This is a genomic window from Streptomyces sp. CNQ329 (assembly GCF_000482585.1).
On the sequence record NZ_AXVU01000014.1, the window covers coordinates 61,299 to 73,435 of the forward strand.

Consider the following 12,137-nt stretch of genomic DNA (forward strand, 5'->3'; position numbering starts at 1 on the left):
CGCGGTGCGCCGCCGGCCGTCCGCCCCGTGCCGCCTTGTCTCCCACGGGGGATGCCGTCCAGGTTGTCACCCTCGCCCCCGCGGCGTCGCCGTCCGTGCGCTCACGTAGGCTGCCGGTGTTCCGTGCGGCTCCCGTCCGGACGCCTGCCCGGTCTCCGGGCACGCCAACACTCTCTCCGCCCTCAATGGCAGCCAAACCCCAGATCTAGTGGTTAGATGGGTGTCAGCAGCCCACAAGTTGTGGTCCCCCTTCCTCTCACCGGAAGGGCATCCCATATGCTTGGTGTCTGCTCCGGCGGGCCGCGGGGGGTCGCCGGACCGAGTGCCGTGCGCGAGAAGGGGAGCGTGAAGGAACGATGCACTGCCCCTTCTGCAGGCACCCCGACAGCCGGGTCGTCGACAGCCGCACCACCGACGACGGTGCAGCGATCCGCCGCCGCCGGCAGTGCCCCGACTGCTCGCGCCGTTTCACCACGGTGGAGACCGCGTCCCTGATGGTCATCAAGCGCAGCGGGGTCACCGAGCCCTTCAGCCGCGCCAAGGTGATCACGGGCGTCCGCAAGGCGTGCCAGGGCCGCCCCGTCACCGAGGACGCGCTGGCCCAGCTCGGCCAGCGGGTCGAGGAGGCGATCCGGGCCACCGGCAGTGCCGAGGTCTCCAGCCACGACGTCGGGCTCGCCATACTGGGCCCGCTGCAGGAGCTCGATCTCGTCGCCTACCTGCGCTTCGCCTCCGTCTACCGTGCCTTCGACTCCCTTGAGGACTTCGAGGACGCCATCACGCAGTTGCGGACCGCGGACAGGCCCCCCGCCGACAGCGGCAACCCGGACGGACAGGACGACCGGGCCCGACCTCCCGCGCCGGGCGACCCCGGCGCGCCCGGCCGCAGTCCGGGCCGCGGCGAGGCCCCGGGAGTCCCCTCACCCGGCAGAGCGGCCGGCTGACGTCCACCGCGGCCCACCCCGTCATCCACACACCCGGCCGGCGTCCGGTGCAGTGCGCCGTCCGCCTGCGGACAGCAGATCAAGAACAGGAAGCGTGCCCGGGAAGATGCGGGCACATCAGGGCGTTCACGCCCGTATAGGGAGGCGGCATGACAGAGACGACGAGCGGTCCGGCGCGTAGCACCCGCAAGGGCGGCGCCAAGGGGAACAAGGGCCTGCGCATCGAGCGAATTCACACCACCCCCGGTACTCACCCGTACGACGAGGTGGAGTGGGCGCGCCGTGACGTCGTCATGACCAACTGGCGCGACGGTTCGGTCAACTTCGAGCAGCGCGGCGTGGAGTTTCCCGAGTTCTGGGAGGCGAACGCCGTCAACATCGTCACGAGCAAGTACTTCCGCGGTGCGGTGGGCACCCCCAAGCGGGAGACCAGCCTCAAGCAGGTCGTCGACCGGATCGTGAAGACCTACCGCAAGGCCGGCGAGGACCACAGGTACTTCGCCTCGCCCGCGGACGCCGAGATCTTCGAGCACGAGCTGGCGTACGCCCTGCTGCACCAGGTCTTCAGCTTCAACTCGCCGGTGTGGTTCAACGTCGGCACGCCACAGCCCCAGCAGGTCAGCGCCTGCTTCATCCTCTCCGTCGACGACTCCATGGAGTCGATCCTCGACTGGTACAAGGAAGAGGGGATGATCTTCAAGGGTGGTTCCGGCGCCGGCCTCAACCTCTCCCGTATCCGTTCCAGCAAGGAACTGCTCTCCTCCGGCGGCAACGCCTCCGGACCCGTCTCCTTCATGCGCGGCGCCGACGCCTCCGCCGGCACCATCAAGTCCGGCGGCGCCACCAGGCGCGCGGCGAAGATGGTCGTGCTCGACGTCGACCACCCCGACATCGAGGCGTTCATCGAGACCAAGGTCAAGGAGGAGGAGAAGATCCGCGCCCTGCGTGACGCGGGCTTCGACATGGACCTCGGCGGTGACGACATCACCTCCGTGCAGTACCAGAACGCCAACAACTCCGTGCGCGTCACCGACGACTTCATGAAGGCCGTCGAGAACGACGCGCAGTTCGGCCTGCGCGCCCGGATGACCGGCGAGGTCATCGAGGAGATCGGCGCGAAGAAGCTGTTCCGGCAGATGGCCGAGGCCGCCTGGGCCTGCGCCGACCCCGGGATCCAGTACGACGACACCATCAACCACTGGCACACCGCGCCGGAGTCGGGCCGTATCACCGCCTCCAACCCGTGCAGCGAGTACATGCACCTGGACAACACTTCGTGCAACCTCGCCTCGCTGAACCTGATGAAGTTCCTCAGGCAGGACGCCGACGGCCGGCAGAGCTTCGAGGTCGAGCGGTTCGCCAAGGTCGTCGAACTGGTCATCACGGCGATGGACATCTCCATCTCCTTCGCCGACTTCCCCACCCCGAAGATCGGCGAGAACACCCGCGCCTTCCGCCAGCTCGGCATCGGCTACGCCAACCTCGGCGCCCTGCTCATGGCCACGGGCCACGCCTACGACTCCGACGGCGGGCGCGCCCTCGCCGGCGCCATCACCTCTCTGATGACCGGCACCGCCTACAAGCGCTCCGCGCAGCTCGCCGCCGCCGTCGGCGCGTACGACGGCTACGCCCGCAACGCCACCGCCCATAAGCGGGTCATGCGGCAGCACGCGGACGCCAACGGCGCGGCCAAGCGCATGGACGACCTGGACACGCCCGTCTGGGCCGCCGCCACCGAGGCGTGGCAGGACGTGGTCCGCCTCGGCGACAAGCACGGATACCGCAACGCCCAGGCGTCGGTGCTGGCACCCACGGGGACCATCGGCCTGGCCATGTCGTGCGACACCACGGGCATCGAGCCGGACCTGGCGCTGGTGAAGTTCAAGAAGCTCGTCGGCGGCGGCTCGATGCAGATCGTCAACCAGACGGTGCCGATGGCCCTGAAGCGGCTCGGGTACCAGGAGGAGCAGATCGAGGCGGTCGTGGCGCACATCGCCGAGCACGGCAGCGTCATCGACGCTCCCGGGCTGCGGCCGGAGCACTACGAGGTCTTCGACTGCGCCATGGGCGACCGGGCCATCTCCCCGATGGGGCACGTCCGGATGATGGCCGCCACGCAGCCCTTCCTCTCGGGCGCCATCTCCAAGACCGTCAACATGCCGGAGAAGGCCACGGTCGAGGAGATCGAAGAGGTCTACTACGAGGGCTGGAAGCTCGGGCTCAAGGCGCTCGCCATCTACCGTGACAACTGCAAGGTCGGCCAGCCGCTGTCGGCGAAGAGGAAGGAGGCCGACAAGGTCGCCGGCAAGGCGGAGGAGACGATCCGCGAGGCCGTGGAGAAGGTCGTCGAGTACCGCCCGGTGCGCCGCCGCCTCCCCAAGGGGCGCCCGGGCATCACCACGTCCTTCACGGTCGGCGGCGCCGAGGGCTACATGACCGCCAACTCCTACCCGGACGACGGGCTGGGCGAGGTGTTCTTGAAGATGTCGAAGCAGGGATCGACTCTCGCGGGCATGATGGACGCCTTCTCGATCGCGGTCTCTGTGGGCCTGCAGTACGGGGTGCCGCTGGAGACGTACGTCTCGAAGTTCACGAACATGCGCTTCGAGCCGGCGGGCATGACCGACGACCCGGACGTGCGGATGGCGCAGTCGATCGTCGACTACATCTTCCGCCGTCTGGCGCTGGACTTCCTGCCCTTCGAGACCCGCTCGGCGCTGGGCATCCACTCCGCGGAGGAGCGCGAACGGCATTTGGAGACCGGTTCGTACGAGCCGACGGACGAGGAACTGGACGTCGAGGGCCTGGCCCAGTCCGCCCCCCGCGCGCCGGCGTCCCCGCCGGCCCCGCCGGTGACGCTGGAGCAGGCCAAGCCCGCCCCGCGGGAGGCGCACACGTCGGCGGAGCTGGTGGAGATGCAGCTCGGCATCCAGGCGGACGCGCCGCTGTGCTTCTCGTGCGGCACGAAGATGCAGCGGGCGGGAAGCTGCTACATCTGCGAGGGCTGCGGTTCGACCAGCGGCTGTAGCTGAGACGGGCGGGTCCGCGTCGTGAAGCGCGGCGTGACGTGCCCGCGGCGCTGACCGTACGTTCCGGAGGGGACCGGCGACCGGCCGGTCCCCTCCGGCGTGTTCCGGGGCGGAAGGCGCCGGTGTCCGCTGCGATCAGGGCCGTTGTGGCCCGTGCGGGCTCTTCGCGGCCCCCGCCGCCCGGCGCAGACAGCTCAGGAAGCCGCTGACCGACGGGGGGCGGGCGGTGGCGCGGGGGACGGCTGTGTGGACCGTGCGGATGGGGGCGTCCTCGGGGTGGAGGGCCGCCAGGGCCAGGCCGTGGGGGAGGGCGCCGGCGGCGAGTGCGGGGACGAGGGTGAGGCCGAGGCCGGCGGCGACGAAGCCGAACTTCGCCGTCCACTCGCGGGCGACGTAGTCGATACGGGGCCGGAAGCCCTGGCGCAGACAGGCGCTGATCAGCGTCTCCTCCGGTGTCTGGCTGCCCGCCACCCAGCTTTCGCCCGCGAGGTCCGCCAGCCGCAGCGGGCGGGAGCCGCCGGCCAGGCGGTGGCCGGCGGGCAGCGCCACGAGCACCGGGTCGTCGAGGAGATGCGTCAGCTCCACCGCCTCGTACGCCGCGAGCTGATCCGGATAACCCGCCACCAGCGCCAGGTCCAGACCGCCGGCCGCCAGCGCGGCGACGTGGTCGCGGCTGTAACCCTCGACGTGCGTCACGTGTACGCCCGGGTGGTCGGCGGTGAAGGCGGCCAGCGCGCGGGGGACCAGGGCGGCGTCCGCGGTGGCGAACGAGCCGAGCCGCAGCCGCCCGGCGGCCAGACGGTCCAGGGCGGCGAGGTCGCGGCGCGCGTCGGCCAGCCGGTCGAGGGCGGCCTCGGCGTGGCCGAGCGCGTGGCGCCCCTGCTGCGTCAGCCGGACGCCCCGGGGCATCCGGTCGAAGAGCGGGGCGCCGAACTCCGCTTCGAGCGCGGCGATCTGCCGGGACACGGCGGACTGGGTGAAGCCCAGTTCGGTGCCCGCGGCGGTGAAGGAGCCGTGGCGGGCGACGGCGCGGAAGACCTCCAGCCAGGCGGTGTCCATGCGGGCTCCCGGGAGAGAAGATATGCGGCCTACGCATGGTATGCATGCGGGACATTCGTTGGTCGGATGGATGGCACTCGCCTAGCGTTGCGGCACATGACGCTGCAGAAGACCTTCGACAACCCCGCCGCGGTCCCGCCGCCCGCGGGCAACTTCTCCCACGTCGTACGCCTCGGCCTCGGCGGCGACGGCGCGCTGCTGTTCGTCTCCGGGCAGGTGGCGCTGGACGCCGACGGGCGGGTGGTCGGCCCCGGGGACATGCGTGCACAGGCCCGGCACGTGATGGAGAGCCTGAAGGCGATCCTCGCCGCGCACGGCGGGACGTTCGCGGACGTGGTGAACATCCGCTCGTTCGTCACCGACATGAGCAGGCTCGCCGCGTACGCGGAGGTGCGCCGCGGGTACTTCCCGGGCCCGCCGCCGTCCAGCACCACCGTCGAGGTCTCCCGCCTCTTCCGCGACGGCGCGCTGCTGGAGGTGGAGGTCGTCGCGGCGGTGACCGGCGGCCCGGGGGCGTGAACTGCCGCTCGCACGCCGGTGATCGCCGCTGAGTCAGGCCGTACGATGGCGCGGTGCTGGTCAAGTGGATTCGCTGCACCGTGGTGGACCGCCGGGGTTTCGAGCGGGGGCAGCGGAAGTGGGCGGGGCTGCCCGGAGAGCCGGGTTTTCTCGGGCAGGGCGGGGGCTGGAGCCGGGCGCGCGAGGGCGTCGTGCACCTCGTCGGCTTCTGGGAGAGCAGGGCGCTGTACGACTCCTTCATGGCCCGCTCCCACGACCGGCTCGCGGCGGCCCAGCTCGGCACGTACCGCGACATGCGGGTACGGCTCTTCGAGCACCGTATGGACGTGAAGGTGGGATTCGAGCCGCGGTTCGAGGGCGCGGACGTGATGCGGCTCGCGCACTGCCGGGTGCGTGAGGAGCGGGTGGAGCACTTCACGCTGATGCAGGAGAAGGTGTGGAACCCGGCGATGGCGGGGTCGCCGGGGATGCTGCGGGGGGTGCTGGGACAGTCGGGGGAGGGGGAGTTCCTGGTGCTGTCGCTGTGGTGGTCGGAGGCGGAGCACGGCAAGTACCGCGAGGAGCGGGTGGAGCGGCTGGCGCTGCGCGCGCAGACAGCGGCGGACGTGGCGGCGCTGGCGGGGGACGTGGTGGATCTGGAGGCGTCCTGGACGGTCTGACCGGGGCAGCCGGCCGCTACGCTGTGCCCGAGATGACACCGGATCCCGCTTCCGCCCCTCCGCCGGGCCCGGCCACGCCTGGGGGCCCGGCCCGGGAACCCGCCCCGGCCGCGGTGGCCGGCCCCGGTCCGGGCGCCCGGGTACCCGATGCGCGCCTTGCCCGCGCCCTGGCGAGCCTGCGCGGGCTCTCCGTCGGCGACGCGCTCGGCGCCCGGTACACCGAGCCCGGCAGCTTTCCGCTCCTGGCCCACCGTGAGCTGCCGTCCGCGCCGTGGCGCTGGACCGACGACACGGAGATGGCCGCGTCCGTCGTGGCGGTGCTCGCCGCGCACGGCCGCGTCGAGCAGGACGCGCTGGCGACGTCGTTGGCCCGCCGGCAGAACACCGGCGGCCCGCGCGGCTACGGGCGCGCGGTGAACCGGATCCTGCGGCAGGTGCGCGACGGCGAGGACTGGCGCCGCCTCGCCGCCGCCCTCTTCGACGGGCAGGGCTCCTGGGGCAGCGCCGCGGCGATGCGGGTGGCGCCGCTGGGCGCCTGGTATGCGGGGGACGTCGAGGAGGCGGTCCGGCAGGCGGAGGTCTCGTCGTACGTCACCCATCAGCACCGCGAGGCCGTCACCGGCTGCATGGCGGTGGCCGCTGCGGCGGCGCTGGCCGCCGCTCCGCCGGACGGCTCTCCCGGCCCGGCCCCCGGCGCCGCACTGCTCGACCGGGTGATCGCGCTCGTGCCGCGCAGCGCTGTCGCCCAGGGGCTGCGCCGGGCGCGGGACATGCTCGACTACGACGACGTCGCCACCGTCGCCGCCGTGCTGGGCAACGGCCGCCGTACCAGCGCGCACGACACCGTGCCGTTCGCCTTGTGGTCGGCCGCGCGGCACCTCGGCGACTTCACGGGGGCCTTCTGGGCGACGGCGCAGGCCGGCGGGGACGTGGACAGGACGTGCGCGATCGTCGGCGGAGTGCTCGCCGGCGCGGCGGCCGGGGCGCCGCCGGCGGGGTGGCTGACGCACATGGAGCCGCTGCCGGAGTGGGTGCCGGAGGCAGGGGACTTGTGAACGGGGCCGGCCCGGGCCGTCCCGGGCCGGCACGGCACCGCCGCGGGCCCGCGCGTGACCGGCGCGGGCCCGCGGCGGAGCGGGACGGCGAGGTACGTGGCGCGGGCCGCACCCGTGTCCGGCGAAGCCCGTGGCTACGCGAGGCGAGGCGGCGACACCGCGTCGTACGGGGTGGGGATACCCGGTGACCCCGCCCCGCTACTGGCGGGGCCACCGGCTTTCGGGGGCGCCGCCTCAGCCGACGCCCGGTCCCGCCGCGCCGGAGAGGGCTTCGAGATCGCTCTTGCGGATCTTGATCGCCACCACGGCGACGACCACGGCGAGCAGCACCATGATGGTGGCCGCGACGAACCCCATGGACATGCCCTCCGCGAGCACCTTCTGTCCCCACGGCGGGGGCAGCTCGCCGGTCTTTTCGAAGACCGCCTTCTGATCCGGCGTGGCCTCCGCCATGAACGACGGGATCTGTTCCTTCGCCTCGCCCCTGCTGGCGGTGCCGAACACGGTGGTCAGGATGGACAGACCGAGTGAACCGCCCACCTGCTGGGTGGCGTTGAGCAGGCCGGAGGCGGCGCCCGCCTCCTCCAGCGCGACCCCGGAGACGGCGGCGATGGTGAGCGTCACGAAGTTCATGCCCATGCCGAAGCCGAAGACGATCTCGGGCCCGAACACCCCGCCCATGAACGTGCTGTCGGTGTCCAGGAACACCAGCCAGCCCATGCCGACCGCGGTGATGAGCGAGCCGCCGACCATGAACGGCTTGGGTCCGAGCACCGGCAGGAACCGCTGCGCGAGGCCCGCGCTGACGACGATCGCCACGGTGATCGGCAGGAACGCCACGCCCGCCTTGATCGGGCTGTAGTCGAGGACGTTCTGCGCGAACAGCACGAGGTAGAAGAAGATGCCGAACATGGCGGCGGCCAGGCTCAGCATGATCACGTATGTGCCGGAGCGGTTGCGGTCGGCGAACATCTTCAGCGGCGTGATGGGGTCCTTCGCGCTGCGCTCGACGAGGACGAACGCCACGAGCAGGATCACGGCCGCCGCGAACGAGCCGATCGTCAGGCTGTCACGCCAGCCTTCCTCGGCGGCGCGGATGAACCCGTAGACGAGCGCGGCCATACCGAGGGTCGACGTCAGTGCGCCGGCGACGTCGAAGCGTCCGGGGTGCCGCTCCGACTCGTTGATGTACAGCGGGACGGCGGCGATGATCAGCACGCCGATGGGGACGTTGACGAAGAGCACCCAGCGCCAGTCGAGCCACTCGGTCAGCATGCCGCCGGCGAGCAGGCCGATGGCGCCGCCGCCCGCCGAGACCGCCGCGAACACGCCGAACGCCCGGTTGCGCTCGGGACCCTCGGGGAACGTGGTGGTGACGAGCGCGAGCGAGGTGGGTGAGGCGATGGCACCGCCGACGCCCTGCAGCGCGCGCGCCAGGAGCAACTGCCACGGCTCCTGCGCGAGGCCGCCGAGCAGGGAGGCGACGATGAACAGGGCGATGCCGAAGGTGAAGACGCGGCGGCGGCCGAGGATGTCGCCGGCCCGGCCGCCGAGGAGCAGCAGACCGCCGAACGTCAGGGTGTACGCGTTGACGACCCAGGTCAGGCCGGTGGTGGAGAAGTCCAGATCATCCTGGATGTGCGGAAGCGCGATGTTCACGATCGTCGCGTCGAGCACGACCATGAGCTGACAGGCCGCGATGATGACGAGCGCCATGTTGCGCCGGTCGCCGCGAGGAGCCTTGCCCGTCTCCCGCTGGTTCGCTAGTTGAGAGGTTGTCACCATGTTCCCCATACATGTGAAATAGTGAACGGTAGCGTTCACTGATGAGCAGAGCGTATGCGGCCCCGAGAGGGAACGCAAGCGTTCACTATGTCCGCTAATGGAGAGACCGATATGGGTAGTTCGCGCCGGACCGCTCCCGGAGCGTGCACCGAGACCAGCCAGAGCCAGGCGGGCGGAGTGCGCCGCCGAGGTGACGTGCTGGAACGCGCCATCCTGGATGCCGCCCTCGAACAGCTCGGCGTCGCCGGCTGGAAGGGGCTGACGATCGAGGGCGTCGCCGCCCGCGCGCAGACCGGGAAGGCGGCCGTCTACCGGCGGTGGGCGTCGAAGTCGGCCCTCGTCGCGGACGCGCTGCGGGCCGGGGTGCCGCCGCTGGAGACGCAGCCCGACCGGGGCAGTCTGCGGGCCGACCTCACCGAGTTCTGCCGGGCGCTGCGCGATCGGATGTACTCCAGCGGCGGCCAGGCGCTGCGCGCCGTGCTCGACGAGTGCGACCGCGAGCAGGCCGAGCAGTTCCACGAGGTGGTGATGGGGCAGATCATCGAACCGGGCAAGGAGCGCATCGCGGAACTGCTGCAACGGGGTGTCGAGCGGGGAGACGTCCGCCCGGAGGTGAACGGCGACCTGGTGCTGGACGTACTGCCGGCGATGATGATGTACCGGCACAAGACCACCGGCCGGGACCTCAGCGAGGAGGACATGGACGAGATGGTCGATCAGGTGATGGTGCCGCTGCTGCACGCGGAGTGACGCTCCGGGGGCGGCTCGGGTGTGCACGGCGAACGGGCGGCGCAGGCGTCCCCGAGCCGGACGGGCGGGCCCCGCGGGTGGGTGTGAGGCGCCCGGGGGCCGCGTCGTAAGGTGGAGTTGTGAGTCCTTACGAGCCGCCCAGCCATCGCGTCGAGCGCTCGATTCGCGCCACCACGGGCGCCAAGATCGTCGCGGGCGTCGACGAGGTGGGCAGGGGTGCGTGGGCGGGGCCGGTCACCGTGTGTGCGGCCGTCACCGGCCTGCGGCGCGCGCCCGAAGGGCTCACCGACTCCAAGCTGTTGACGGTCAAGCGGCGTGAGGAGCTGGCCGCCGAGCTGACCGGATGGGTCACCGCTCACGGGCTGGGCCACGCCTCGTCGCAGGAGATCGACGAGCTGGGCATGACGGCCTGCCTGCGGCTGGCCGCGGGCCGGGCGCTGGCGGCGCTGCCCGTACGGCCGGACGCGCTCATCCTCGACGGCAAGCACGACTACCTCGGGGCGCCCTGGCGGGTCCGTACGGTGATCAAGGGCGACCAGTCGTGCGTCGCCGTCGCCGCCGCGTCCGTGCTCGCCAAGGTCCACCGCGACGCCCGCATGGCCGAACTGGGCGCCGAGCGGGCCGAGTACGGGCCGTACGCCTTCGGCGACAACGCCGGCTACCCCTCGCCCGTGCACCGCGCAGCCCTGGAGGAGTACGGGCCCACGGATCAACACCGGGTCTCCTGGGCGTACATGGACGCGCTGGCGAAGTGGCAGCACCTGAAGCGCCCGCGGCTCGCGCCCGAGGCGGCTGAGCTGGAGGCGGCCGGGCAGATGGGGCTGGACATCTGACCTGCGGGCCCCGAAGCCGGGGCCGCAAGCCGCTGCCGGCGCGGCGCGGCGTGACGGCCAGGTCCTTCAGTGGCCCACCCGCTGATGTGCTTGTCACATCGGTTTGATAGACATGCGCCCATGCCTCTCCCTGCCGAGGACTCTCCCACCCACGAGAGCGTCCCGGGCCGCAGTGCGTCCCCTCGTCCCATCCCAGGCCCCCGACCCGTACGGCCGCGTGGCGGCCCCCGTTCCGGCCCCGGCGGCCGCGGCCCCGGTGACACCGCGCCCGGCGCCCGTCCCGCACCCGCCGGCGGCCAGGGCAGGCCCGCCGCCGGCCCGCAGCTCCAACTGATCCCCGCGACGCCCGACGGTGCCGTCGACGCCGCCGACGAAGCCGTCGACCTGCTGCTGGACTCCGGCCGTGCGCCGGCCGAGATCCTGGTCCTCACCACCGGTGAGCTGCACCCGTGGGCGACGCACGAGTTGTCGTTCGGCGAGGACGGCTACTGGGCGCAGGAAGCGGCGGGTGACGACGTCTTCTACGCCGCCGCCGCGGCGTCGGAACGGCTGTCCCGGCGGCCGGTCGTCGTCGTCGCCGTCAACGGCGGCGGCGCCGAGGCGACGGCGGCGGTACTGCCGGCGGCGATGACGCGCGCGACGGCGCTGCTGATCCTCTGCGGCGACGCGGACTACATCAACGGGGTCCTGGGCGTCTCCGCCTGAGGCCCTCTCCCGTGCCCCGCTCGCCGGCGGGGCGTGGGAGGCTCACACGGCCCACGAGATGCCCGCGTCCGCCGCCGCCTGCTGAGATGCCGCCTCCGGCGGCTGCAGTGCGCGGGGGCCCGGTGCCGTGCCGATCCGCGCCGCGGGCGCGTCCGCGGCGAACTCCGCGTCCGCCGGCGGCCCGTCCGCGTACGGGCGGCGGCCACCGCGGCCCTCGCCCAGCACCTGCCAGCCACCGCCGGTGAGCGTGATGTACGCGCCGCAGCGCAGCCCGTGCAACGTGCAGGCGTCCCGCAGCCCCCACATCCACGCCCCGTCCTCCTCCGTCCATCCGGTGTCCCCGGCACGGCAGTACAGCAGTACCGCCGTGCGGACCGGGAAGCGGCGGCGCAGGTCGTGCGGGATGATCCGGCGGAGCCGTTCCAGCAGGGCGTTGCGCAGATCCCAGCCGTCCGCGGCCGCATCGGGGCGCCCCGCCCCGCGCCGGGTGAGCGACGCGCTCGCGCGCAGCCGGTCGTCGGGGTCGAGCACGGCGATCACCGCCGTCCGCGGCGCGGGAAGGTGGCGGGCGTGCAGGCCGGTGACGATCTCGCGGGGATTGCGCAGGAGCGGGATGCCAGCCGCCGCCCACTCGGCGGGCTCGAGGATGCGGCCGGACGGGCCGGTGTCGCCGGTGGCGGGGCCGAAGACCAAGGGCCCTCCCTAAACCTGGGGCGTACGGGACGCACGGCGGGGGCGAACGGGTGTGGGCGCGCAGCGTCGAGCAGCCCGGGGGACCGGGCCGGCGCTGGGAGCGAAC

Annotated in this window: 11 protein-coding genes; 8 read left to right on the plus strand and 3 right to left on the minus strand. The window is 72.5% G+C overall.

The window, feature by feature from the left end; translation table 11 throughout:
* Positions 1 to 356: 356 nt before the first annotated feature.
* Positions 357 to 944 (plus strand): transcriptional regulator NrdR, encoded by a 588-nt coding sequence (gene nrdR / locus I003_RS0111790; RefSeq protein WP_027771721.1) that lies wholly within the window; start codon positions 357 to 359, stop codon positions 942 to 944.
* A 149-nt stretch (positions 945 to 1,093) separates the two neighbouring features.
* Entirely contained in the window at positions 1,094 to 3,976 is a 2,883-nt protein-coding gene (locus I003_RS0111795; protein ID WP_027771722.1) for a vitamin B12-dependent ribonucleotide reductase, read from the plus strand.
* A 132-nt stretch (positions 3,977 to 4,108) separates the two neighbouring features.
* Here I003_RS0111795 and I003_RS0111800 read toward each other — a convergent pair whose 3' ends face one another.
* A complete protein-coding gene (locus I003_RS0111800; protein ID WP_037720670.1) occupies positions 4,109 to 5,032 on the minus strand; it encodes a LysR family transcriptional regulator in 924 nt (307 codons plus the stop codon).
* Between the two features lie 96 nt (positions 5,033 to 5,128).
* Here I003_RS0111800 and I003_RS0111805 point away from each other — a divergent pair, with 96 nt between their 5' ends.
* From I003_RS0111805 to I003_RS0111815, 3 genes are read left to right on the plus strand one after another with little or no spacing between them, the layout of a single operon-like run.
* Positions 5,129 to 5,551 (plus strand): RidA family protein, encoded by a 423-nt coding sequence (locus I003_RS0111805; protein ID WP_027771724.1) that lies wholly within the window; start codon positions 5,129 to 5,131, stop codon positions 5,549 to 5,551.
* A 53-nt stretch (positions 5,552 to 5,604) separates the two neighbouring features.
* Positions 5,605 to 6,210, plus strand: coding sequence for a YdbC family protein (locus I003_RS0111810; protein WP_027771725.1), 606 nt, complete (start codon positions 5,605 to 5,607; stop codon positions 6,208 to 6,210).
* A 23-nt stretch (positions 6,211 to 6,233) separates the two neighbouring features.
* Positions 6,234 to 7,265 (plus strand): ADP-ribosylglycohydrolase family protein, encoded by a 1,032-nt coding sequence (locus tag I003_RS0111815; protein WP_486584185.1) that lies wholly within the window; start codon positions 6,234 to 6,236, stop codon positions 7,263 to 7,265.
* A gap of 234 nt (positions 7,266 to 7,499) precedes the next feature.
* On the opposite strand, the gene I003_RS0111820 is transcribed toward I003_RS0111815, so the two are convergent.
* Entirely contained in the window at positions 7,500 to 9,047 is a 1,548-nt protein-coding gene (locus I003_RS0111820; RefSeq protein ID WP_027771727.1) for an MFS transporter, read from the minus strand.
* A 114-nt stretch (positions 9,048 to 9,161) separates the two neighbouring features.
* On the opposite strand from I003_RS0111820, the gene I003_RS0111825 reads away from it, so the two are divergent.
* The 3 genes from I003_RS0111825 to I003_RS0111835 all read left to right on the plus strand — a co-directional run bounded on the left by I003_RS0111825 (position 9,162) and on the right by I003_RS0111835 (position 11,338).
* Positions 9,162 to 9,800: a TetR/AcrR family transcriptional regulator gene (locus I003_RS0111825; protein WP_027771728.1), complete on the plus strand. Its 639-nt coding sequence runs from the start codon at positions 9,162 to 9,164 to the stop codon at positions 9,798 to 9,800.
* A 119-nt stretch (positions 9,801 to 9,919) separates the two neighbouring features.
* The gene (locus I003_RS0111830) at positions 9,920 to 10,633 is read left to right on the plus strand and encodes a ribonuclease HII (protein WP_027771729.1); all 714 of its coding nucleotides are present in this window, start codon (positions 9,920 to 9,922) and stop codon (positions 10,631 to 10,633) included.
* A gap of 120 nt (positions 10,634 to 10,753) precedes the next feature.
* Positions 10,754 to 11,338, plus strand: a complete 585-nt coding sequence (locus tag I003_RS0111835) for a hypothetical protein (RefSeq protein WP_027771730.1) — start codon at positions 10,754 to 10,756, stop codon at positions 11,336 to 11,338.
* A 42-nt stretch (positions 11,339 to 11,380) separates the two neighbouring features.
* Here I003_RS0111835 and I003_RS0111840 read toward each other — a convergent pair whose 3' ends face one another.
* The gene (locus I003_RS0111840) at positions 11,381 to 12,031 is read right to left on the minus strand and encodes a hypothetical protein (protein WP_027771731.1); all 651 of its coding nucleotides are present in this window, start codon (positions 12,029 to 12,031) and stop codon (positions 11,381 to 11,383) included.
* Positions 12,032 to 12,137 lie beyond the last annotated feature (106 nt).

Coding starts and splice junctions, on each gene's coding strand:
- I003_RS0111795 (WP_027771722.1), top strand. CDS start 1,094: ATGACAGAGACGACGAGCGGTCCGGCGCGTAGCACCCGCAAGGGCGGC.
- I003_RS0111835 (WP_027771730.1), top strand. CDS start 10,754: ATGCCTCTCCCTGCCGAGGACTCTCCCACCCACGAGAGCGTCCCGGGC.
- I003_RS0111805 (WP_027771724.1), top strand. CDS start 5,129: ATGACGCTGCAGAAGACCTTCGACAACCCCGCCGCGGTCCCGCCGCCC.
- I003_RS0111800 (WP_037720670.1), bottom strand. CDS start 5,032: ATGGACACCGCCTGGCTGGAGGTCTTCCGCGCCGTCGCCCGCCACGGC.
- I003_RS0111825 (WP_027771728.1), top strand. CDS start 9,162: ATGGGTAGTTCGCGCCGGACCGCTCCCGGAGCGTGCACCGAGACCAGC.
- nrdR (WP_027771721.1), top strand. CDS start 357: ATGCACTGCCCCTTCTGCAGGCACCCCGACAGCCGGGTCGTCGACAGC.